This window comes from Patescibacteria group bacterium (genome assembly GCA_041667185.1).
In the GTDB taxonomy this organism is placed as follows: Bacteria; Patescibacteriota; Patescibacteriia; order SG8-24; family SG8-24; genus JBAYFM01.
In genome coordinates this window covers 18050-41977 of record JBAYFM010000012.1, presented here as the reverse complement: position 1 = coordinate 41977, position 23928 = coordinate 18050, and the positions used below count along the sequence as shown (strand labels likewise).

Genomic DNA, 23928 nt, shown 5'->3' with positions numbered 1-23928 from the left:
GATGGTGAAAAAATACCGCTCAATTCGCGTCGATCATGCCGACCGCGTTCAGGACAATCGTCTGAACGGCGGCGTCAGGACCCTGAAAAACGATCGAACCGCTCTCGACCGGCGAACCGTCGCTGGACGAAAAATGGATATTGCAATTGCCGGCGCCGGTCGCGACCGTGCAGGCGCCGCCGGGAGTCAAAGTGACTGCGGTCGCCACGACCCCGTCGGACAAAAGATGTTCGACATTATCCGGATTGCCGGGAACATAAGCGCTGCCGCTGAAATAAACGAACTTGCCAGCTTCGAAATGCACACCATAACGCGCCGGCGCATAACCGCTCATGACCGAGAACTGAGCCTCGCGCAGGGCATCGACCGCTTCGGCCGAAGCGATGTTCAAACTGTTGCGGCCAACGACGCTGAACATGAACGGCGCCATCAGGGTCGCGAGCAATCCGGCAATGCCGATCACCAATAAAAACTCGATCAGGGTCAAACCGGCCGCGGCTCGCGAACGCGCGAAATGCTGATATTGAGCCCGGGTCGGTCGTGGCATATCAAAGCCGGCTGATCGCGCCGATGAAATTATAGATCGGGATGATGATGGCGAAAGCCAGGCCCAAGGCGACCAAGCCGATGAGCAAGAGCAGAACCGGCTCCATGATGGTCGTAAGGTTCCGCATCGTGGTCTGGACTTCGAGGTCGTAGAACTCGGAGAGATAACTCAGCACTTCTTCCAGTTTGCCCGAACGTTCACCGACGTTGATCATCCGCACGACGATCTTCGGATACAGGTGCGGCGACCGCTCCAAAGCGTCTGACAAAGCTTCGCCCTGCTGGACGGATACCAGCGCTTTCTCCAAAGCCTGTTTGAAATAATAATTACCCAGCACGTCGGACGTCACCTGCAGCGCCTGGGTGATCGGAATACCGCTCTTCAAAAGAGTGCTGAGCAACAGGGAGAAGCGCGCCAGATTGACGTCGCGGACGACCTTGCTCAGGATCGGCAGGCGCAGCAGGATCAGATGCGTGACCGGAGCGACGAAAGGGCGGCGCAAGAACCAATAAATCAGCAAGATGCCGGCCAGGCCGCCAAAGAAAGTCTGAAAAGTATAATTGCGCAAGAACGCGGCCGAATTGAGAAGCAGTCTGGTCATGAGCGGCAACTCGATGCCCTTGAGTCCGATGAACAAATTGGCGACTTGCGGAATGACGTAAGTGGCGAAAAAGAAGCCGATGAGAGCCGCCGCGGTCAGCACGATCGCCGGATAAAAAGCCGCGGACCGGACCCGGGTGCGGAGTTCGTGTTCCTTGGAAAGCTGGACGGCCAAATGGTCGAGACTGGTCTCGAGGGTACCAGAGATCTCGCCGGCCCGGACGATGCTTACGAAGAACGTCGAAAAAACAGCTGAATGCTCGCTCAAAGCGTCGGCAAAACTGCCGCCGCCCTCCACCGCCTTGGCGACGACCTCGAGTACGCGCCGCAGCCGCCGCGAGGCAGCCTGTTCCTGAAGGATGCGCAACGATTCGAGCAGCGACAACCCGGCGCGCAACATAACAGAGAGATGTTTGGTCAGGAGCACCCGGTCGATATGCCGCACCGGACCAAGAAAGCCGGACCCGGCGCGCAGTGCGGCCCGGATCAAGCGCGACTCCTCGACCGAGATGACGATCAGCGACCGCGATTCAAGATCTTCAATGACGGCGTTCCGGCTCATGAGGTCGGAGGTGCCTTTATGGATCTTGCCGTCCTTGGTCGAGGCTACGTAACGATAGGACATAACTAACTGGTTAACTGGTTGGCCGCCGGACTGACGACTAGCAGCGAAGCCAATGGTGTAAAAATTACTCGCCGGCTACGCGCAGAGCCTCGTCGATGGTCGTGACGCCTTCGAGCGCTTTGCGGATGCCATCCTCAAGCATGGTGGTCATACCGTTCTTCACCGCCGCGTCGCGGATGGTCTTGGCGTTGGCGTTGGTCATGATCAGATCGCGGATATTCTCCTCCATCTCCAGGATCTCGTAGATGCCCACGCGGCCCTGATACCCGGTGTCGCCGCAGCGATCGCAGCCTTTGCCGTGATAGACGCGGATGGTCTGATCCTTCTTCTGCTTGCCGAACATGCGTTCGACGACGGCTTTCGGGAACCTCTCCAGGAACTCGGCCAAGGACAGGTCCTGGCTCGTGATGCAGCGGCCGCAGATCTTCCGAACGAGACGCTGGGCGACGATGACATTCACGGTCGAAGCGATCAGGAACGGTTCCACCTTCATGTCGCGGAAGCGCGGCAAGGTCGTGGCGGCGTCATTCGTATGCAAGGTCGAAAGGACCAGGTGGCCGGTCATGGCGGAATTGACCGCGATGCCGGCGGTCTCCTCGTCGCGGATCTCGCCGACCATGATGATATCCGGATCCTGGCGGACGATCGAACGCAGCCCGGCGGAAAACGTGAGTCCGGTCTTCGCGTTGACCTGGATCTGATTGACGCCTTCGATGGAATATTCGATCGGATCCTCGATGGTCGCGATATTGACGTCGCGGGTGTTGAGAATGCGCAGGATCGTGTACATGGTGGTCGTCTTGCCAGAACCGGTCGGACCGACGGCCAGCACCATGCCGAAAGATTTCTTGATATGCCGCTCCAGTTTCTTCAGGTCGGCGTCGGAAAAACCGAGGTCCTTGAGCCCGAAGCGCTTCCCCTTCTCCGAAAGCAGACGCATGACGACCTTCTCGCCATCAACGACCGGCAGCACCGAGACGCGGACGTCGAGCCGCTCGCCATTGACGAGCTCCTGGAATTTTCCGTCCTGGGCGGCGAAATGCTCGTCCGTGCGCATCTTCGAAAGGATCTTGATGCGCGTCACGACCGCCTCCATGAGCCGCTGCGGCAGGCTCACGACGTCGTGCAGGATGCCGTCAATGCGATAACGCACGACGATCGAGCCTTCGCGCGGTTCGATATGGACATCGGAAGCATTCGTCCGGAAAGCGTAGGCCATGAGCAGTTCGACGACGCGAATGACGCCGGACTCGCCAGATTCGTCGCCCTGGCCGCGCTTCGGAGCCGCCTCCTCCAGGATCGCTTCGATGGAACTGTTCAGATCGCTGGCGTAACGCTCCAAACCGGATTGCAAACCGCGCGCCGTGGCGAAATGCGGCAACACGCGGACGCCGCTCTTTTTCTCGAGCAGGCGGATAAAATCAAGATCGGACGGATCGCGCATGGCCACGAGCAGGCGGCCGAGATCGTCCTTGCCGAAGACCAGCGCACCGACCTTGCGCGCGACGCGCTCAGGAATGATCCGAAGCAGATGATCGGGAATCTTCTGATTCTCCAAACGGATATAAGGAAAACTTATGGCTTCAGCCAACAACTGGCCGAGATATTCTTCCGGCACCAGGTTGCGTTCAACCAGAACCTCTTCAATGGTCGAACCAGTCTTCGCAGCCTCAGCGGCGCTGCTCTCCAGATCTTCTGGTTTGACGAGTCCGGTGTCGACCAGGATGGCTTTGAATTGCTCCTTGGTAGCGAGCATGGACGTAAGACTTATTTCTTCTGGCTTAAATGCCGGGCCAAAGCCTCTTTGATCTTCTGAACGACCTCATGGATGGAGATATCGCTCTTGGTCAGGAATTCCATAGCGCCCAGCTGTTTGACCCGGCTGACATCCTCCTCCTGACCAAGGTTCGAAAGCACGATCACGGGAATGTCGCGCGTCTGGGAGTTGGTGCGCATCTGCGTCAGGACTTCGAAACCGTCCATCTTCGGCAGGATCAAATCGAGGACGACCAGATCAGGCGGTTCGGTCACGATGCGGCGCAGACCATCTTCGCCGTCAGAAGCGCCGACCACGTCAAAACCATCCTGCGCGAGTTTCATCACGAGCAGACGCTGAAGAAACTTGTCGTCTTCAATGACAAGCACCTTCATCTTCGCGGCCGTCTGATTTTGCGGCGATCCTGCGGTCACACTGAGGGGTTATTTTTTATCGACATTTTCCGATTGCGCAGCCGCTCGCGCTTTAGCGAGCACCTTGGCGACCTCTTCAGACAACATTTCCGGACCAACCTGAGTCTTGATCAAAAATTTATTGGCTCCGAGATTCAGGCCGGTTTTGACCTCATAATCCTGGCCGAGATTGGAAAGAATGATGACCGGAGTCACGGCCGTGCGCGGATTGCGGCGCAAATCGCGCAGCACCTCGAAACCGTCTTTGAGCGGCAGGGCCAGATCGAGCAATACCAGATCCGGAGACTCGTGGATGGCGGCCTCCAGACCAGCCACGCCGTCTGAAGCTTTGATTACTTCATAGCCAGTCTGGCTCAAAACCATGGCGTAAATATCCATGAGAGCGCTCTCGTCCTCGACAATCAGGATCCTGGTTTGCCTCGCTTTGTCGTGATGAACATCTTTCATAATCATGTCCGTTTAACGGTCGGGATGGTGAACGAAAAAGTCGTGCCAGAACCCTCGACTGATTCGAACCAAATCTTGCCGCCGTGCAGAGCCACCAGCTTATCAACGATATAAAGTCCGAGCCCGGCGCCATTGACGTCGTCGGTCATGACGTTGCGGCCGCGGAAGAAGCGCGAAAACACCTGTGGCTGCTGTTTAGCGGGAATACCACGACCATTGTCTTCGATCGTGAGCTTGATGAAACGCCCGCGCTGACCGCCAGGAGATATTTCTGTGCTCACCGCCGCTTTGATAGTGATCCGACCTCCGACGTCGGTGTATTTAACGGCGTTAGAGATCAAATTGATCAGGATCTGATTCAACCGGTCCTTATCCGCCCGGACCTCGGGTAATTTCCTCTCCGGAGGCTGCCACGCCAACTCCAGCTGCTTTTCGCGGATCTTCATGGCAAAAGAACCGACAGCTTGGTCAATAATCCCTTCGATGGCGCAGGGGGCCAATTTAAGAGAAATGCGGCCGCGCTCCATCTTGGAAGCCTCGATGAGATTAGTGACCAGGACAATCAGCCGCTGGTCGACTTGGTGAAGCTGCTCGAGCAATTCCAGCTGATCCTTGTTCAACCGACCGGTATCGCCGAAGCGCATCATGTCGACGGTCCAGCGAATGATGTTGAGCGGCGTCCGCATCTCGTTGGCGGTGTTGACCAGGAAATCCATTTGCTCGCCGATGACCGAATTCAACCCGGAAACATTGAGGCTCAATTTCTCGGCGATCGAACTTAGTCGGCTGACCAAAACACCGATCTCATCGTTTCCAAATCGGCCTATGGCCGGACGGAAAGATCCTTTCTCCAAACCAGTGATCAATCGGTCGATCTCCTGCAGCGGCCGAAGCGTCGAGCTCTGAACATAGGCCGAGAACATGAGCATGATCAGGAAAAGCGCGGCAAAACCCAGACTTGCGACCAGACCGATCTGACGTAACTGTCCAGTCTGATCGTGAAAAGGCAACAGAACGTAGAAACTGCCGGCCGGTTCGCCGCCGGTCGAAAAGACAGCAAGAACCAGCGCTGGCGTGCCTCCCAGATCAGCGGTTTCCGTGCCATTGCGATCAATCGTGCGATCCTGCCAATCTTCCTGGAGCAAGGGCTTGCCGACCGTCAGGATTTCCTGATCATCAGTGTTCACGAGCCCGTAACCGATCGACGGCATATCTGCTCCGACGTCGCCAAGAGAATCACCTAGCCACTCGGACGAAACCGCCAATACCCAGGTCTCGCCTGACGGCGCGGTTACAGGAGCGGCGGCCATAATCAAATTGCGCTCCAGAACCGGTTCAATCTCCAAAGATGCGACGCTAAAACCGGCCGCGGCTTTGGCCAAGGTCGCATTCAACGGCACGGAGGATCCGACGATATCCGAGGGCAAATCACTGCTGATGATGCGGCCTTCGGAATCGGTCAAACGGACGGAAAAATATCTGTCAGCCGGAACCAAACTGCGCAAATCAATCCGAGCAGCCCTATCCGCTCGTTGCCCGACGAGAGCGGCGGTTAACGATCTGGAGGCCCAGATCACGTCCTCCAAAGCTACATTTCGGGACCAGACGTAATCCTGCGCCATATCTCCCAGGGTCTCGCGAGCCTGGATGATATCAGCTTCGCGCTGGATCGATGCGAAGACGGAAAGGAAAGAAAGGGAGCCGCATAACACGATCACCCAGAACACGGTCGCGGTCAGCAATGATAGTCGGTTGACGAGATCGTCGCCGAAATAATTCAACGGATTGCCGGACACGCGCTCCTCGCGGCTGACCGTGCCAATCGCTCCGAAGAACTGGCTGATGGAGATCAGAAGATAGCCGGTCCCGACGACAAGCGGAGCCGATTTCCCGCCCGCAAATACGCAATAGAGACCGACTGCGACGGCGATAAAACCGGCAACCGCGAAAGCGATCATCGAACCGACCTTGCCTGACGATTCGCGTCGCAAGAGCGTCACCAGTCCCGGTAGGCCGACCAATGCCGACGCGACGGCGAAAACGATGGCGGCGGCGGCCACTCCCGGCGAGCGCAGATCCGGAATGACGACCGTCCCGACCGAGGTCCAACCATAACCCCAGCGGCTGACGAGCACGACTGATGCTAAAGCGGCAACAACCGAAATTGCAGCCCAGATCTGGCGACGGCGCCCGGAAAGCGAGGCGACGACGCCGAAGGCAACCATGGCCGCCTGGACCACCAAGAGATGAACCAGGGGACTGGCATTGACCGCATTGCCGTAAACCGCCAAGGCTTGAGCCGTAAGTAATGACGCGAAGATTCCGGCTGCAGCTAAAAAAGCCGCGCCGAAAAACATTCGCGACAAACGTTTATCCGCAGCATATCCGCGAAACAAAGAAAAACACGCGACGATCGCCGCTACGACAAACAAAGCCTCAAGGCTCTGTACTCCGATTTCAATTAAAAGGCTCATGCGTTCCTCCAAATAAGCTTGGTTCACTGGCCGCGGCCTTCCCGAAGCCTGGCCAATGCCCCTTATTTCTTCTCTACATATTTTATCATATTTCAAGCCCCTAAACTATCCCCATATCAATTGAAAGAAGCTGCCGCTGCAATTAAGGTGGAAAACTATGCGAAACGTCTTTCTCGTCCGATCTCGCCCCGCAATAACGTTAAATCCCGCTTTAAGGCAGGATTTAAAATTCATGGTGGGTGAGACGCGAACCAGCGAGCGGCGAACGGGCGTACAAAACGCGCTCGGGGGTTGGCTGGGACTCCGGCTCACCTGGCTTGATTCGGCCGCGGCCTCATCTGCGCCTCCTTCGCCGCCCGGGACTTTCCAGAGTGCCATACTAGGCACTCTGGAAAGTTCCCTTCTCATCCAAGCCAACCCCACAGTAAAAGATCACTTGGGGGGAGTGCGGAAGTGCTGGAGTGCTGGAGTGATGAAGACGATGCCCACACCAGCTAAAGCTGGTGGTTTATCTGATTAATGCAAAACCCCGCCTTGCGGCGGGGTTTAAATTCATGGTGGGTTGGCTGGGACTCGAACCCAGGACCCAGTGCTTAAGAGGCACTTGCTCTACCAAGCTGAGCTACCAACCCATGATGACGACGACGGACTATCAGACTGCTTGCCACCCGCGTCTCCGCAGGAGCGAAGGGTGGAGCTGCCAACCTATAAATCGACGGTGGTAAATTATTAGCACAACCAGCCAATTCTGTAAATATCTGGTGCGGGCGGGGGGAATCGAACCCTCATCAACGGTTCCGAAGACCGCCGCTCTGTCCATTGAGCTACGCCCGCGAGTTGGCTAGCAACTAGAAACTAGTAACTAGCACCTAGTAACTAACTCACCACTTCTTCTTCGCCGGCTTGTCATTGGCTCCGATCTTGTCGGCTCCGATCAGATACTGCTGAGCGACATCGAGTTCGACGATTCCCTCATCAACCAAACGCTGCAGATCCTGACCGAGCGTGGTCATACCTTCGCCAGCCGAGGTCTGCAGGACGTTCTTGATCTGCGGAATCTTGTTCTCGCGGATCAGGTTCGCGACCGCCGGATTATTGATGAGGATCTCGCGCGCCGCGGCTCGGCCGCCGGCCGGCATCGGCAAGAGCTGCTGCGAGATCACGGCTCGCAGCGTGAGCGCCAACTGAGAGCGCACCTGGTTCTGTTGGTGCGGCGGAAAAGCGTCGATGATGCGGTCGATCGTCTGTGCGGCGGAGTAAGTATGCAAAGTAGCGAAGACCAGATGACCGGTCTCAGCGATAGTGAGTGTCGTGGCGATCGTGTCCATGTCGCGCATCTCGCCGACCATGACCACGTCCGGATCCTGGCGCAAGATGTGCTTCAGGCCCTCGCCGAAAGAAAGGAAGTCCTGGCCCAGCTGGCGCTGCCGGATGACCGACTTGTCGGCGGCGAACAGGAACTCGATCGGGTCCTCGAGCGTGATGATGTTGCACGATTCCGAGGTGTTGATCCGGTTGATCATCGAGGCCAGCGTCGTGGATTTACCCGAGCCAGTCGGACCCGTGACGAGCACGAGGCCGTGCGGATAGTCGGTCATCTTCTGGACGACCGGCGGCAGGTTCAGCGCCTCCATCGTCGGGATCACCGAAGGAATGGTGCGGGCGGCGAGCGCGGCGTGCTGTTTCTCCCAGTGCAAGTTGACGCGGAAACGCTGGCCGGACGGCGTCTGGTGGGCGACGTCGAGTTCTTTCTCCTCGTTGAAACGCTTGGCCTCCTGTTCGCTCAGCAGCGCGAACACGAGCTGTTCGACCTGTTCGGAAGCCAGGACCTTGGCGCCCTCGACCGGCACGATCTCGCCGGAGATGCGAAGCAACGGCGGCTTACCGCTCACGAGATGAAGATCCGAGGCCTTGCGCTCGACGGCAATATCGAAAAGCTGATCCACCACCTGTAAAGCTTTGAGTTGTTCGCTGCTTTTGATTTGGGTCATATTTTTAGCTTTACTGAGGGATTTTTTACCAACCTTTAACTTCCAGGGCTTTTTCGGCCGCGGCGACCTGAGCCTCCTGTTTGGAACTGCCGACGCCGGTCGCGACCAGTTCCTCGCCGAGATAAACGCCGACGGTGAACTCCTTGGCGTGATCCGGACCCTGCTCGCCGATCACCCGATACGACGGAGTGACGCCGGCCACGTCCTGCGAACTCTCCTGGAAACGGCTCTTCGGATCGAGATACAGCTGGTGTTCGAGGATGTATTGCAATTTGACCAGGACGAACTCCTTGATGAATTTGCGCGCCGCGTCGAGCCCCTGATCGAGATAGATCACGCCGACGAGCGACTCGAAAGTATTGGCCAGGATGTACTGCCGGGCCTTGCCCTGGCTGTCCTTGGCTTCGCCGTGCGACAGGTACAGGTATTCGTCGAGGCCGAGATCCTTGGCGACCTCGGAGAGCGACTTGGCGTTCACGAGCGCGGCGCGCCAGTTGGTGAGCTCGCCCTCGGGATTCGGATAATTATTGAAAAGATATTCAGTAACGACCAATTCCAGAATAGCGTCCCCGAGGAATTCGAGGCGCTCATTATGATTGAATGGGAAGCTGGGATGCTCGTTCAGGTACGAACGGTGGATGAAAGCCTGCATCAGGACGTTCTGATCCTTGAACGTGATGCCGATCCGCTGCTCCAATTTACCGAGGTCTTTGTTATTCATAGTCTGGCTCGCGGCCGGCGGCGGCGAAGAATCATCAGCCCTGGGCCGGCGGAACCGGTTTCTCGGGCTCGGCGGACGGGACAGCGCCCTCAACCGGCGGCGCCGCATTCTTCGGCGGGTGTTCGATCTTGTCGATCTCCTTGATCTCGTTCTTGGCGACCATGTCCTTGTAGATGGCGCCGAGGACGCCGTTCACGAACCGGCCGGAGGACTCGCCGCCGAAGGTCTTCGCGAGCTCGATCGCCTCGTTGATGGCGACCTTCGAGGGGATGGCCTCGGAAAATTTCAACTCGTAAACGCCGATACGCAGGATGTTGCGATCGACGTTGGTGATCTGTTCGATGGGCCAATCCGGCGCAAACGCCGCGATGAGCTTGTCGATGTCAGCGGCCTTGGCGACGATGCTGTCGATCAGCGCCACGGCAAAACCCTTGTCGTCAAAATCCGGCGCGAATTCCTGGAGGTTGGACTCAACGATATCCGGGATACGCTCGTTCTGCTTGCCGTTGAAGTCCCACTGGTACAAGGACTGCATGGCGATGGTCCGGGCGAGATGACGATTGGACATGTGAAATGCGCTTAAGACGCGGCCGCAAAACGACCGCTCACGGGCCGGCTATTTCTTCGCTTTGGCTTCCGGTTTGGCTTTCTTGGCAACCAGGCTCTTCATCTTCAGGACCTGACGGCCGGCGTAGGTGCCGCAATTCCGGCAGGCGCGATGCGACATGACTGGCTCCTTGCACTTCGGGCAAGCGCCCAGGTTGAGCTTCTTCAACGCAAAATGAGCGGAGCGGCGGCGCTTGTGCGAACTAGTTCGACGATGACCAGGAAGACCCATAGTGGATCGAGTATTTAGAATTAGCAGCCGGTAACGGCTTTTAACTGTTTGACTATAACGGAATAAGGCGACGGTGTCAATCTGCTGCCGGCTTGAAAGGCTCTGTTTTTTGGCCCAAGTAAGCCAGTCCCGGACCAAAAAATCCAAAAATGTGCCGGATAAGGCTGGCTACAGTCCTGAAACCGCCTCAGACGATGTATCCCATCAGGCTGCGGATTACAAAAAAAGACCGCCTCGAGCGAGGCGGCCAACGTTAAGGATCAATCAATGATGAACTCGAGTTCCGGACCGCAGACGATCTCGTCGCGGAGCGTCGGCGGCCGCATGTCGCCGTCAAGGAACGTGACGGTCGGCTGTTCGTATTCGATGGTCACGGCCGGAACCACCGCGTCGAAAGCGGAGGCAGCCGGCAGTCCGAAGCCGCTCCAGAGACGGGCCAGATGCACGGCCAGTCTCCAGAACGAGAGCCGGAGCGACCGGATCATGAAACTGCCGGGGCAGCTTCTGGCGTCAGGCAGCGCCCGGCAGCCGAAACCGATCTCGTCGACCGTCGCGACCATGAAACCGGTGTGGCTCATGAAAGGAACGACGGGCGGCTCATGACCATCCGGCAGACGGATGCGGGCATGGACCGGCTCAGTGAGCAGTCGGCGCGAACGCCGGAACGGCAGCAGGCCGAGGACCTCGTCCCAGAATACGGCGGCGATGACCTTGGCGGACCGCCACTTGCCGAGTTCGGCCGGATAGGAATAGTAGCGGTTCAAGAAATGAACCGGCAGGCCGGCGCCGTAGAGGAAGCCGTACTCGCCGTTGATCTTGAGGATGTTGGCTTTGACGGTGCGGAACCCGGCCCCTTGCCGGATCTTCTCGCTGACGCGTTTCACGAGCTCGACCGGATCGCGGCGATTGGCGCCGAGAGCGGTCGCGACCGTGTTCATCGTGCCGATCGGGACGATCAGGATCCGCGGCAGCGGCGCATGCGGCTGCTTCTCGTACTCGGCGAGCACGCTCGTGAGCGTCTGGTGCAGCGTGCCGTCGCCGCCAGCCACGGCCAGGATATCCGGACGGCTGAGCTGGATGCGTTTGGCTGCCTGGGCCAGTTCGCCGAGGGTCTGCGTGTCGTAAAGACGATGCGGATCCGGCGGCGCGGCCAGGATCTTGCCGATGACCGCTCCGAGTCCGGCGCGGGGAGTATGTTTGCCGGCGTTCGGGTTGGCCACGAGCGCCATCTTGGTGCGGCGGCGCAGTAATTTCACTGGTCACCTCCTCAGGTTTGGGAAAGAACGATAATCAGGTCCCGGGACGCGATCTGTTCCCGACGGACACGGACCGGATTATGCCCGGGTCGGATGAAAGTATCAATGGTGGGGAGTGAGGGAGTGCTGGAGGGCTGAAGTGCTGGAGGGCTGGAGACCGACTAGCTCCCCTACTCCGTCTCTCCCTGACTCCGTCTCTCCCGCACTCCCCCACTTTTTTTTATTTTTTCTCCGATCCAGAAGCAACGGCCGGGAGCGGATTGTTGCGTTCGTCAATGACGACGGCCGCGATGAACATAAAGAAGATGACTGTCCGGATCGCCGGCGCGTCGAGGCCGAGAAGCCCGAAGAGAACACTGGCCAGGACCGGCAAGGTGATGGCGTGCAAGCCAGCCGCGAACCACGAACCGAAATCTGGCTGCAAACGCAAAGCGCGGCCGATGGCGAAGGCCATAACAGCGCCAAGTAAAGCCAAAAATACGTTAGCCAGGACCAGAATGAAAAGATACGCTACGAACAACGCCAATGTCGCCGCGATGCCGAAACCAGGGCCGTATTTTTTCCACCAATCGAGAGCCGCCGCGCGCGTCAGCGACAGCTCGCCCAAATCCGAAGCCGGAAGCACGCGCTGGTCGCCGAGCTGGTCGATGAAAATAGCATCGCGGCCGACGATCATCGCCCCGGACGGCAGTGTCTCCCGCCACTCGCCGCCCTCGATCGACGTATCGATCACGATCCTGTAATTGCCACTGCCCCACTCCGCCGGCTGCGGCAGGTCGGTCTCGATCCGGCCGGACTTCACGGCAATGTACGACTCCGCCGGCAACTTTTCCAAAAAACCGACGGCGCGCCCCGGGAACGAAAAAGCCGCCGGCGCGAACAGGGCCGCGAACAGCACTGCCAGAAGCAGGCCGAACGCCAGCAGGTAGCGGAAAGACTCGAACCATGGCCGCGACCGGACCCGGCGATAAAATTCGAGATCGTAGGAACTCCAGACGATCTGCCGCCAAAGATTGTTCTTCGACATAATGATGATGATTGCGACTCGACCAGCGGCGCTGCCTGGCGCCAACCGGAAACGGAGCCGCCGCGGCGACTCCGTTCAGGTAAAATTATCCGCGGGGCGCGCTGATCACACCAGCGTGACCGAAGCGATGCCATCTTTCTCTTCTTTGAAACGCATGATGCGGACGCCCTGGGTGTCGCGGCCGACGACCGAGATGGAACCGACCGGCACGCGGATGACCTGGCCCTGATCCGAGACCGCGAGCAGGTCGCGCTCTTCCTTGGCGTTAACGACCATGGCCATGACGATCTTGCCGGTCTTGTCGGTCACTTTGGCCGTCTTGATGCCGGAACCGCCGCGGCCCTGGATCTTGTAGTTGGTGAGATTGGTGCGCTTGCCGAAACCGTTGGCCATCACGACCAGCAGCTCGAATTTGCCGGCCTTGGCCATGTCCGGAGAAATAACGTCCATGCCGACGACGCAATCGCGATTCTTGAGCCTGATGCCGCGCACGCCGGAAGCGGCGCGCCCCATCGGCCGCACGTCCTTTTCCTTGAAACGGACGGCCTGTCCGGCGGCCGTGACCAGGATCGCTTCGTCAGTGCCGGTGGCCGGCTTGATCCACTCGAGCACATCCTCGGTGTGAAGTTTGACGGCGATGAGGCCGTTGCGGCGGACATTGGAGAAATCCGAGATCGGCACTTTCTTCACCGTGCCCTGGCGCGTGGCCATGAACAGGAACTTGTGTTCGGCGAAATCCTCGCCCGAAAGCACGGCCGAAACTTTCTCGTTCGGCGCGAGCTGCAGGAAGTTCACCAGAGCCTGGCCTTTGGAAACGCGCGAAGCCTGCGGCACGTCATAAGCCTTGAGCTGGAAGACGCGACCGCGCGAAGTGAAGAAGAACAGGTCGGCGTGGGTCGTGGTCGTGAACAGATGCTCGACCACGTCAGCTTCCTTGGTCGTGACGCCGGCGACACCCTTGCCGCCGCGCTCCTGCGTGCGAAAAGTGTCCGGCGGCAGGCGCTTGATGTAGCCGTCGGCGGTGATGAGCACGATGGTCGGCTCGTTCGGGATCAGATCCTCGGCCGAAAAATCCTTGACGCCGTGCGCCACGATCTCGGTCCGGCGTTCGTCGCCGTACTTATCCTTGACGCCCAAGGTCTCTTTTTTGACGATATCAGTGATCTTCTTGGGACTGCGCACGATGGCCTCAAGATCCTTGATCAGCGCCAGTTTCTCCTTCAATTCATCCTCGACCTTCCGGCGTTCCATGTTGGCGAGAGCCTGCAGGCGCATCTCCAAGATGGCGGTCGCCTGGGCCTCGGACAGTTTGAACTTCTTGATCAGGTTGGCCTTGGCCTCGTCCTTGTCCTGCGAAGCGCGGATGGTCTTGATGACCGCATCGAGGTGGTCGAGGGCGATCTTCAAACCCTTAAGGATATGAGCGCGCTCCTCGGCCCGCGCGAGATCGAACTCGGTCCGCTTCTTGACCATGTTGCGGCGATGCTCGATGTAATATTCCAGGACCGCTTTCAGATTGAGGATGCGCGGCTGGATGCCGTCGACGAGCGCCAGCATGTTCACATGCAAAGTCTCCTGCAGCTGAGTGAGCAGGAAGAGCCGGTTCAGCACTTTTTTCGGATAAGCGTCGCGCTTGAGATCGATGACGATGCGCACACCCTCTTTCGAGGACTCGTCGCGCAGATCCTTGATGCCGTCGATCTTCTTCTCCTGGACGAGATCAGCGATCTTCTCGAGCAACGTGGCCTTGTTCACCTGATACGGGATCTCGTGGACGATGATGCGGAAATGGCCGGCCTTCTCCTCGATGATCTCGGTCTTGGCGCGCATGACGATGCCGCCCTTGCCGGTGGCATAGGTCTGGGCGATGTCGCGCTGGTCGTAAATGATGCCGCCCGTCGGCAGATCCGGACCTTTGACGTGCTCCATGAGATCCTCGACCGTGCAATCGGGCTGGTCGAGCAAGCGGGCGATGGCGTCGCAAAGCTCACTGAGATTGTGCGGCGGGATATTGGTGGCCATGCCGACGGCGATGCCGACGGTGCCGTTCAGCAGCAGGTTGGGCAAAAGCGCCGGCAGCACGTGCGGTTCCTTGAGCGAGCCATCGTAGTTCGGGCCGAACGGCACGGTATCCTTGTCGATGTCCGCGAGCATGGTGTCGGAGATCGACGCCAGTTTACACTCGGTGTAGCGCATGGCGGCGGCCGAATCGCCGTCGAGCGAACCGAAGTTGCCCTGGCCCCACACGAGCGGATAGCGCAGCGAGAAATCCTGGGCCAGACGGACGAGCGTCTCGTAGACCGCGGCGTCGCCGTGCGGATGATATTTGCCGAGCACTTCGCCGACAACAGTGGCTGACTTGCGGAACTTCGAACCGGCCTTGAGGCCCATGTTCCACATGGCGTAAAGGATGCGGCGATGGACCGGCTTCATGCCGTCGCGGACGTCAGGCAAGGCGCGGTCGATGATGACCGACATCGCGTAATCCAAGAAAGACTCCTGGATCTCTTCGGTGATGGAGCGGTTCTCGATCTTGCCGATCTGGTCGGCGAGCGGCAGTTGTTCCTGCTGCTTCTTGTTATTTGGTGCCTTGATCTTGGGGCGCGGCATTTTCGAGGGAGATTAAGGTGTTCTCGCTGATCGTTTCTAACTTTTCACGGAGCCGGACGACTTCCGCGGTGGTCGCGGAGGTCTCGCCAGCGGGCGCAGCCGCCTGATCCTGGGCCGACGACTCGACCAGGCGGTCGTGAAGCCGGTTCAAAGCGTCGCGGAAAGACGCCGGCGGTTGATTCTCCTCGCGCACGACCCGCCACCGATCCGCCAGGCCGCTCAGGGAACCGAGACTGAACTGCTTGATCTGCAGCGGTAAGAGCAGCAGCCACAAGAGGATGATGACGGCGGTCAGACTGCCGACCGCGAGCCACAGGATCCGCTGTTTCTTCTCCGCGGATCCGTCGGCTGCCGGAACTGCCGGCGCCGCCTTGTTATCGAGCTGATGCACGACTGACTGCCGTTCGGTCATACTCATTGCATCTCGAGCAGGACGACCCGCATCTCTTCCTGGGGCAATTCCTTGTCCGTGAGTTTGAATTTGGAGACCGGCTCGCTCTTGGCCGCGCCCATCGCTTTCAGGAACGGCTCGACGGCATCGAGTTTGTCGCCCAGTTTGCCGGAGCGGTAATGCATCGGGATGATGATCCGCGGTTCGATCTGGCCGACGACATCGGCCGCTTCTTTGGCCGCGAGGACGTCGCCGCCGCCGACTGGGACGAACAAGATGTCGATGTTGTGGAATTCTTCGAGATGCTTCTCGGTGAGTTTGTGTTTCAGATCTCCGAGATGCAGCAGGTGCAGTCCGCCGACGGTGATGTAGTACATCGTATTCCGGCCCTTCTCCTTGCCTTCGACCAGATCATGAAAAGTGCCCACGCCGGTGACGAAAGCTTCCTTGACCTCGTATTCCCCCGGACCGTCGATGAGGAACGGTTTGCCGGCGACCGCCGCGAAATTATTATGACGCGGGTGGTCGTGGCTCGAAGTGACGACATCGGCCGCGATCTCGCGCGGCAGCTTCTTGCCATCCTCCGGAACGTAGGGGTCGGTGAGTATCGAGACCTCGTGATCGCGGGCCTGTTCCTGGATCTTGAAACAAGACAGGCCGTACCAAGTTATGACCATAAAACTACCTGAGCGGCACCGTAACAGCGCCTTCTTAGCAGCCAAAAGATTACCATGACGCACGGCTATTGGCTAGTGATTAACAGAGACGGAGTGCGGGAGAGACGGAGTCAGGGAGAGACGGAGTGCAGAAATGCGGGAGTCAATAAAAAGATGTTTCTTGAAGCTATCAAAAAGCGGGGTAAACCCCGCCCTCCCTGACTCCATCTCTCCCGCACTCCCCAACTCCCTCACGCATGCAAAAACGTCTGCAACACGCCCTTCCAGTAATCCAGTTCGCTCGCGACAACCTGCTCGCTGATGCCGGATTCGACGACCGACCAGCCCTCCTCGAGCAGACGCACTTTGTCCATGATATCCGGCCGCCATTTTTCGCTGACTTCAGCCAAATTTTTCAGCTCGACGACCTGGCCCTCAAGCCGCTGCCGCAAGCCGCGATACTGTTCCACCAGCCGGTCGTAATCGTATTTTTTCTTGCCGACCACGAGCTCGTTGATCTCCTTGCGGGCCGCCTCGCGGGCGAGAAGCAGGGCTTGCTGGATGGCGAATTTTTCCTCAGGCGCGAAGTAGCGCTCGAAAGGCGACGCTTGGTGCAGATCGTCGGCGGACTTCGCCGACTCGATGTGATTGATCTTGCCGCCTTCGTGAATGAAAGTTTCAAATTTTTGGCGCACGGCCTGATCGAGATTGTCGAGCAGGTGCGACTCTTCCGACGGACGGCCATAGACCGCGTAAAGATCCTCATAGGCCTTGCGATGAGGCCACGATTCCTTGCCGAGCGCGGCGATGGTCTTCATGATCTCGTCGTAGCCGACTTCCGGATGAGCGCGAAAATACGCCAGACGCTCGCGGTACTTGTCTTTGGCCTCCCCCGCAAAAGTCGGCGGCAACCGATCAAGGGCCAAATCGAAAAGATCCAGCGTGTAGGTATGAGGATGGCGCGGAGCTTTAGTGGCCATAAGATGCTCTGATACATTTATTGTAGCAGACTTGGGGCTGAAAAGTGAGGGGGTTAGGGAGTTGAGGAGTCAGGGAGAGACGGAGCCACGTCGTTCGCGAACGACGTGGCGGAGTTGGGGGAGAGACGAAGTCAGGGAGCAATGTGACGGAGATACGAGGAGACGGAGTCAGGTAAAAGCCCCGACTCCGTCTCTCCGCAACTCCATGACTCCGTCTCTCCCGCACTCCCACACTCTCAAATAAGCCCCCCCTACCCCCCCCCACCCCCTTGTCAAAACCGCGGCTCATCATTATAATCTCCCTATTCTATATATATACCCGCCACGGCGGGGCTTTCCGTCCATTTAAATACGGAGGGCTAACAACGATCTAATTCATCGATAATAAATATGACAGCTGATTCCGCTGACAAGAAGCCGGTTGGCGAGCTCGCCACCCTGCTGGCTGACAAGACCTTCCTGAACATCCCGAAAGCCGGCGATGTCGTCAAAGGCAAGATCATTTCCGTTACCAAGAACGAGGTCCGCGTCGAGATCGAGGGCTACCGCACGGGCGTCGTGCGCGGCCGCGAACTGACCGACCCGTCCCAGGATTATTCCGAGGTCAAGGCCGGCGATGAGGCCGAGGCGACCGTCGTCGAACTCGAGAACGAGAACGGCGAGGTTGAGCTCTCTTTCCGTTTCGCCGGACACCGCAAGGCCTGGGACCAGATGCAGGAACTCTTCCGCTCCGGCGAGATCATCGCCGTCAAAGTGACCGAGGCCAGCAAAGGCGGCCTCCTCGTCCGCATCAACCACCTGCCGGCTTTCCTGCCGGTGTCGCAGCTCTCGCCGGATAACTATCCGCGCGTCGCGGGCGGCGACAAGTCCAAGATCTTCGACAAGCTCAAGACCTTCGTCGGCCGCGAGCTCGAGGTCAAGGTCATCGACATCAACGAGGCTGAAGAGAAACTGATCGTCTCCGAAAAAGCCGTCTGGGAAGAGAAGCAGCGCAACGTCATCTCCAAATACAAGATCGGCGACACCATCACGGGCGAGGTCAGCGCGCTCGCGGACTTCGGCGCCTTCGTCAAGTTCGACATCCTCGAGGGCCTGGTCCACATCTCCGAGATCGCCTGGCAGCGCATCGATCATCCGCGCGACCTCCTGAAGGTCGGCGACACCATCAAGGCCGAGATCATCGGCATCGAAGGCTCCAAGATCTTCCTCTCCATGAAGAAACTGCTCGAGGATCCCTGGAAGACCGTCGCGGACAAGTACCGCATCGGCCAGGTGGTCGAGGGCAAGATCCTGAAAGCGAATCCGTTCGGCTTCTTCGTGGAACTCGATCCGGACATCCACGGTCTCGCCCACGTTTCCGAACTGACCCGCAAGCCGGTCCGCGACCTCTCCGAGATCGCCAAGCCAGGCGAGACGCTGAAGTTCATGATCGTCTCCGTCGAACCGGAACAGCATCGCCTCGGCCTCTCCCTCAAGGCGCTTGAGGACCAGCCGATCGAGAAGAAAGAGAAGAAACTCGGCAAGGAGGACGCCGGCGAAGAAACGCCCGCGGACGCCGAAGCCGAGGGCGAGAAAGCCGCTGAATAATCTTGCCCCGACAATAGACAATCGAACGGTTGACCCCGACCACCCGGCCGGGGTTTCCGTTTGGCGCCGGCGCGGGAGCTTAAAACGACTCGGCCGAAAACCGGAAACGCCGCTGATTTGCGCCTCAGGCCGGCGATTCGCTATACTTGAACCGATATGAAAAATTCCACTCGCACCATAACCAAGAACCTGGTCGTCTCCATCGTCGTTTTTCTGGTGTTCGCCGCCCTGCTAAGCGCTTACAACCTGCCGACGTCGAAGAAAAGCCAGGAAGTCCAGATCAGCGCGGTCGTCGACAGCATCACGAGCGAACAAGCCAAGACCATCGAGGTCCGCGGCGATAAGATCTATGTCGAACTGAAGAACGGCGACAAGACGGTCGCGGACAAGGAACCCGGCCAGTCGTTCACCGAGCTCCTGGCCGATCTCCAGGTGCCGGCCGACAAGATCCAGAAAGTCGCGATCTCCGTGAAACCGGAATCCGGTTTCTCTTACTGGCTCGGCGTCATCCTGCCATTCCTGCTGCCGCTCATCCTCGTCGCTTTCTTCTTCTGGATCATGATGCGGCAGGTCCAGGGCGCTAACACCCGCGCGATGTCCTTCGGCGCGAGCGGCGCGCGCGAATACCCCAAGAACGCCAAGGATCGCGTGACCTTCAAGGACGTGGCCGGCGCGCGCGAAGCCAAAGAGGAACTCCTCGAGGTCGTCGAGTTCCTGCGCAGCCCCAAGAAATTCATCGGCCTCGGCGCGAAGATCCCGAAGGGCGTGCTCCTCATGGGCAGTCCGGGCACCGGCAAGACACTCCTCGCCCGCGCGGTCGCCGGCGAAGCCAATGTCCCCTTCTTCCATATTTCCGGCTCGGAGTTCGTGGAGATGTTCGTCGGCGTCGGCGCCTCGCGCGTCCGCGACCTGTTCTCGCGCGCCAAGAAGAACGCTCCCTGCATCATCTTCATTGATGAGATCGACGCGGTCGGCCGCCAGCGCGGCTCCGGCCTCGGCGGCAGCCACGACGAGCGCGAACAGACCCTGAACCAGATCCTCGTCGAGATGGACGGCTTCGACCCGAACCAGGGCGTCATCGTCCTCGCGGCCACGAACCGCCCCGACGTGCTCGACCCGGCGCTGCTGCGTCCCGGCCGCTTCGACCGACGCATCGTCCTCGACGGTCCGGACATCAACGACCGGCTGGCGATCCTCGAACTCCACGCCAAGAACAAGCCGTTCGCGGAGGACGTCAACCTGCGCCGCATCGCCGAGCGCACTCCAGGCTTCTCCGGCGCCGACCTCGCCAATCTCGTGAACGAGGGCGCCATCCTCGCGGCGCGCCGCAACAAGAAGAAGATCACCATGGACGAACTCGCCGAGAGCATCGAGAAAGTACTGCTCGGACCCGAGCGCAAGAGCCACATCCTGTCCGCCTACGAACGCAAAGTGACCGCCTATCACGAGGCCGGCCACGCTCTCGTATCGCACCTCCTGCCGAACGCCGATCCGGTGCACAAGGTCTCGATCATCTCGCGCGGCACCGCCGCCGGTTACACGCTGAAGCTGCCTTCCGAGGACAAGCACATGCATCGCAAAGCCGAATTCATCGACGACTTGGCGGTGATGTACGGCGGCTACCTGACCGAGATCGGCATCTTCGGAGCGGAGAATCTGACGACCGGCGCTTCGAGCGACCTCCGACAGGCCAAGGAACTGGCCCGGCGCATGATCACGATCTACGGCATGTCCGCGGCGCTGGGACCCCGCACGTTCGGCCGCAGCGAAGAGATGGTCTTCCTCGGCAAGGAGATCCACTACGAGCGCGACTACTCCGAACACACGGCCCAGAAGATCGACGCGGAGATCGACCGGCTCATCGACGAGGCGATCGCCAAAGCGCGCGAGGTCCTGGTCAACAACCGGCCGCTCCTGGACAAGATCGTCGGCGTGCTGCTCGAAAAAGAGACGATCGAAAAAGACGACTTCGAAAAACTGGTCGGGCCGAAAACCGAATCAGATCTTGAGCATCGGCACCCTGACAACAAGATCGACGGCGGAGCGACAGAGTTCCGTCCTAATCACCAGTCCGGAACCGACCAGCAACTATGACCAAGAAAACCGACCTGAACGCGTTCTACCGCCGCATCATACCCCAAGCCTGGAAGATCGCCTGGGAGCACAAACATCTCTGGCTCTTCGGCTTCTTCGCCACCACCGTCGGCTTCGGCGGCGTGTTCGAGATGTTGTCGAACATCTATGATCACCTGACGAACGTCATGCCGTCGCAGAGCTGGCTCCAGTGGCCCTACTTCCTGCTGCCGGGCGGCGGCACGTTCAAGGCCGTGATGACCTTCTCTCCCAACCCGGCGCTCACCCTCGCCCTGATGCTCTTGGCCATGGCCCTCGCGGCCGCGATCATGATCTGGCTGGCCGCAACCTCGCTCGGCGCCGTGATCGGCAGCGTGGAGCGGATCAACGAAGGCGGCGACGCTGATTTCAGCCAAGGTACCGGTTTCGGCGTCGCCAGTTTCTGGCGACTCGCCGGCATCAACCTGCTGGCCAAAACCATCATCGGCGCCATGGCGGTGCTCACCGGCATCAACCTGTTCGTCCTGATCGCTGATAACCATGTTTTCTCGGGCTTCTTCTACTGGACCTCGTTCATCATCTTCACGATCTTCGCCGCCACTGTCTCCGTGGTCGCGGTCTATGCCTCGAACGCGGCCGTGATCCAGGACCTGAAATTCCGCGAGGCCCTCGAAGCCGGCTGGAAAGCCTTCCGCCGACACTGGCTTGCGAGCCTGGAAATCGCTTTCATGCTCATGGTCATCAACCTGGGCGTGAGCGCCATCTTCGTCATCATCGGCGCACTCCTCGCCACGCCGCTCTTCTTCCTGTTCTTCCTGGCCTCCGTGGCCGGCTTGGATCTGTTCGTCACCCTGATGTCGGCCTTCACCGTCGCTTTCCTGCTCTTCGGCATCATGATCGCTGTTTCCTTCGCGACCACTTTTCAGATCGCGGCCTGGACCCTGGCCTGGAAAGAGCTCGGTGGCGGCAAACACCGGTCGATCGTCATCCGGTTGTTTGAAAAATTACAGCGCCGAAAATAAGGCTGCCACGAACCGGACATCATCATCTAAAAGCCGCCCGCCGGGGCGGTTTTTGGCAGCCGCTCGCGCATCTGGCCGTAAAAATGATATAATTCCCGTATATGGCAAGCAATTCGCTTGAAGAACTGATGGGTAAAAAACGCCCGACCGGACTCGGAGCGGGCCAGAAGACCACTCAGGAAAAATTCGACGAGAAGATGCGGGAGATGCAGATCAAGCAGAAAGAGCTTGAGACCAAGACCCGCGCGGCTGCGGCCGGTTTCGATCACATCGAGCTGGCCGGTTTTCCGATCTCGCCCGAAGCGCTGCAGCTCATCCCGCGCGAGCAGGCCAAAAAAGAAAAGGTCATCGCTTTCCTGAACACCGGCACGGAGGTCCGCCTCGGGGCAGTCGATCCGAAAGCCGCGGCGCTCGAAGAGATCGTCTACCAGGTCAAAGAGCGGACGCACGCCAACACCAAACTCTACATGATCTCGGAGTACAGCTTCGGCAAGGCGGAGAAACTCTATGACGCCCTGCCGGAAGTGAAAGAGATCGTGAAAGGCGTGCAGATCACCGAAGCCGAACTCAAGCGCTTCGACGAACAGATGAGATCGCTCGCGGACCTGAACGAACTCTGCCAGAAGACTTCTATCACCGATTTCGTGGCGCTCATCGTCGCGGGCGCGCTCAAGGGCGAATCGTCCGACATCCACATCGAAGCCGAAGAGAAAGACGTCAAAGTGCGCTTCCGCATCGACGGCGTGCTGAGCCACGTGGCGTCGGTGAAGAAAGAACTCTGGCCGCGCATCGTCAACCGTTTCAAACTGTTCTCCGGCCTGAAACTGAACATCACGAGCGTCCCGCAGGACGGACGCTTCACCATTTTCATGGGCAACGGCGAAAAGATCGAGGTCCGCATCTCGACCTTGCCGACGGCCTACGGCGAATCCATCGTCATGCGCCTCCTGAAGTCCTCGTCCCTCGGACTCAAGTTCGAGGAACTCGGCATCCGCGGCCGCGCCTACGAACAGCTGAAAGAACAGGTCGAACGCCCGAACGGCATGATCATCACGACCGGTCCGACCGGCTCCGGCAAGACGACGACGCTCTACGCCATCCTGAACAAACTGAACGACGAAGAGACCAAGATCATCACGCTCGAGGACCCGGTCGAATACAAGCTCGCCGGCATCAGCCAGTCGCAGATCGACAAGAGCAAGGACTATACTTTCGCCAAGGGCCTGCACTCGATCCTGCGCCAGGATCCGGACGTGGTCATGGTCGGCGAGATCCGCGATCTCGAAACGGCCGAGGTGGCCATTCAGGCCGCGCTCACCGGTCATCTCATGGTCTCGACCATCCACACGAACAGCGCTGCGGGCACCATCCCCCGCTTCCTCTCCATGGGCGTCAAACCGTTCCTGCTGGCACCGGCCCTGAACGCGGTCATCGGCCAGCGCCTCGTCCGCCGCATCTGCAAGGACTGTAAGACCAAGACCCAGCTCGCGCCCGAACTCCTGGAGCGGGTCGTCAAGATCCTCTCCGAGATCAACCCCGTGAGCGGCTACAAACTCGATCTCAATAAACTTCAATTCTACAAAGGTGCCGGCTGCGCCAACTGTCACAATCTCGGCCTCAAGGGACGTATGGGCATCTACGAGATCTTCGCCATGTCCAAGGAAATCGAAAAAGTCATCCTGAGCGGCGCAGTCTCGGAATATCAGATGCAGGATATCGCGATGAAGGAAGGCATGATCAGCATGGTGCAGGACGGGCTGCTCAAAGCGCTCGACGGCATCACCACGGTCGAAGAAGTGTTCAGCGTGGCGGAGTAGCGTTCGGCTGGAAACTATAAACAACCCATCCCCCTTCCCCCGCACTGTACAGTGCGGGGGATTCGCGTCTTTTATC

General features: G+C 59.0%; 20 protein-coding genes and 2 tRNA genes. 4 read left to right on the top strand and 18 right to left on the bottom strand.

Annotation, left to right across the window (positions count from 1 at the left end; translation table 11 throughout):
- Positions 1–19: 19 nt before the first annotated feature.
- The 18 genes from WCT10_04825 to WCT10_04740 all read right to left on the bottom strand — a co-directional run bounded on the left by WCT10_04825 (position 20) and on the right by WCT10_04740 (position 17353).
- The gene (locus tag WCT10_04825) at positions 20–547 is read right to left on the bottom strand and encodes a hypothetical protein (protein MFA6604123.1); all 528 of its coding nucleotides are present in this window, start codon (positions 545–547) and stop codon (positions 20–22) included.
- Between the two features lies 1 nt (position 548).
- Positions 549–1772: a type II secretion system F family protein gene (locus WCT10_04820; GenBank protein ID MFA6604122.1), complete on the bottom strand. Its 1224-nt coding sequence runs from the start codon at positions 1770–1772 to the stop codon at positions 549–551.
- A gap of 64 nt (positions 1773–1836) precedes the next feature.
- Positions 1837–3528, bottom strand: a complete 1692-nt coding sequence (locus WCT10_04815; GenBank protein ID MFA6604121.1) for an ATPase, T2SS/T4P/T4SS family — start codon at positions 3526–3528, stop codon at positions 1837–1839.
- A gap of 11 nt (positions 3529–3539) precedes the next feature.
- Complete coding sequence (locus WCT10_04810) at positions 3540–3962, bottom strand: response regulator (GenBank protein ID MFA6604120.1); 423 nt, start codon at positions 3960–3962, stop codon at positions 3540–3542.
- 9 nt (positions 3963–3971) lie between these two features.
- Positions 3972–4409, bottom strand: coding sequence for a response regulator (locus WCT10_04805; protein MFA6604119.1), 438 nt, complete (start codon positions 4407–4409; stop codon positions 3972–3974).
- 2 nt (positions 4410–4411) lie between these two features.
- Complete coding sequence (locus WCT10_04800; GenBank protein MFA6604118.1) at positions 4412–6766, bottom strand: HAMP domain-containing sensor histidine kinase; 2355 nt, start codon at positions 6764–6766, stop codon at positions 4412–4414.
- 672 nt (positions 6767–7438) lie between these two features.
- Positions 7439–7515 (bottom strand) — tRNA-Lys (locus WCT10_04795).
- A 127-nt stretch (positions 7516–7642) separates the two neighbouring features.
- Positions 7643–7717, bottom strand: a tRNA-Arg gene (locus tag WCT10_04790).
- Positions 7718–7764: 47 nt separating this feature from the next.
- Positions 7765–8874 carry a PilT/PilU family type 4a pilus ATPase gene (locus WCT10_04785; GenBank protein ID MFA6604117.1) on the bottom strand — a complete coding sequence of 370 codons (1110 nt, stop codon included), beginning with the start codon at positions 8872–8874 and terminating at the stop codon, positions 7765–7767.
- A 25-nt stretch (positions 8875–8899) separates the two neighbouring features.
- Entirely contained in the window at positions 8900–9595 is a 696-nt protein-coding gene (rnc, locus tag WCT10_04780) for a ribonuclease III (protein MFA6604116.1), read from the bottom strand.
- 34 nt (positions 9596–9629) lie between these two features.
- The gene (gene nusB / locus WCT10_04775) at positions 9630–10163 is read right to left on the bottom strand and encodes a transcription antitermination factor NusB (protein ID MFA6604115.1); all 534 of its coding nucleotides are present in this window, start codon (positions 10161–10163) and stop codon (positions 9630–9632) included.
- 48 nt (positions 10164–10211) lie between these two features.
- The gene (gene rpmF, locus WCT10_04770) at positions 10212–10433 is read right to left on the bottom strand and encodes a 50S ribosomal protein L32 (GenBank protein ID MFA6604114.1); all 222 of its coding nucleotides are present in this window, start codon (positions 10431–10433) and stop codon (positions 10212–10214) included.
- Between the two features lie 260 nt (positions 10434–10693).
- The gene (locus WCT10_04765) at positions 10694–11689 is read right to left on the bottom strand and encodes a diacylglycerol kinase family protein (protein ID MFA6604113.1); all 996 of its coding nucleotides are present in this window, start codon (positions 11687–11689) and stop codon (positions 10694–10696) included.
- A 220-nt stretch (positions 11690–11909) separates the two neighbouring features.
- The gene (locus tag WCT10_04760) at positions 11910–12716 is read right to left on the bottom strand and encodes a DUF1189 family protein (protein ID MFA6604112.1); all 807 of its coding nucleotides are present in this window, start codon (positions 12714–12716) and stop codon (positions 11910–11912) included.
- Positions 12717–12821: 105 nt separating this feature from the next.
- A complete protein-coding gene (gene gyrA / locus WCT10_04755) occupies positions 12822–15326 on the bottom strand; it encodes a DNA gyrase subunit A (protein MFA6604111.1) in 2505 nt (834 codons plus the stop codon).
- On the bottom strand, positions 15295–15738 hold the full coding sequence (locus WCT10_04750) for a hypothetical protein (GenBank protein ID MFA6604110.1): 444 nt from the start codon (positions 15736–15738) through the stop codon (positions 15295–15297). Before WCT10_04750 ends, gyrA begins: the two co-directional genes overlap by 32 nt.
- Before the next feature lie 2 nt (positions 15739–15740).
- Entirely contained in the window at positions 15741–16394 is a 654-nt protein-coding gene (locus tag WCT10_04745) for an MBL fold metallo-hydrolase (protein MFA6604109.1), read from the bottom strand.
- A 230-nt stretch (positions 16395–16624) separates the two neighbouring features.
- Positions 16625–17353 carry a hypothetical protein gene (locus WCT10_04740; GenBank protein ID MFA6604108.1) on the bottom strand — a complete coding sequence of 243 codons (729 nt, stop codon included), beginning with the start codon at positions 17351–17353 and terminating at the stop codon, positions 16625–16627.
- 390 nt (positions 17354–17743) lie between these two features.
- Between WCT10_04740 and WCT10_04735 the strand changes: the two genes are divergently transcribed.
- The 4 genes from WCT10_04735 to WCT10_04720 all read left to right on the top strand — a co-directional run bounded on the left by WCT10_04735 (position 17744) and on the right by WCT10_04720 (position 23852).
- Positions 17744–18940, top strand: a complete 1197-nt coding sequence (locus WCT10_04735; protein MFA6604107.1) for a S1 RNA-binding domain-containing protein — start codon at positions 17744–17746, stop codon at positions 18938–18940.
- A 156-nt stretch (positions 18941–19096) separates the two neighbouring features.
- Entirely contained in the window at positions 19097–21034 is a 1938-nt protein-coding gene (gene ftsH, locus WCT10_04730) for an ATP-dependent zinc metalloprotease FtsH (protein MFA6604106.1), read from the top strand.
- Entirely contained in the window at positions 21031–22035 is a 1005-nt protein-coding gene (locus WCT10_04725) for a hypothetical protein (protein MFA6604105.1), read from the top strand. The genes ftsH and WCT10_04725 overlap by 4 nt, the downstream gene beginning before the upstream one ends.
- A gap of 101 nt (positions 22036–22136) precedes the next feature.
- Positions 22137–23852 carry a GspE/PulE family protein gene (locus WCT10_04720; protein MFA6604104.1) on the top strand — a complete coding sequence of 572 codons (1716 nt, stop codon included), beginning with the start codon at positions 22137–22139 and terminating at the stop codon, positions 23850–23852.
- Positions 23853–23928 lie beyond the last annotated feature (76 nt).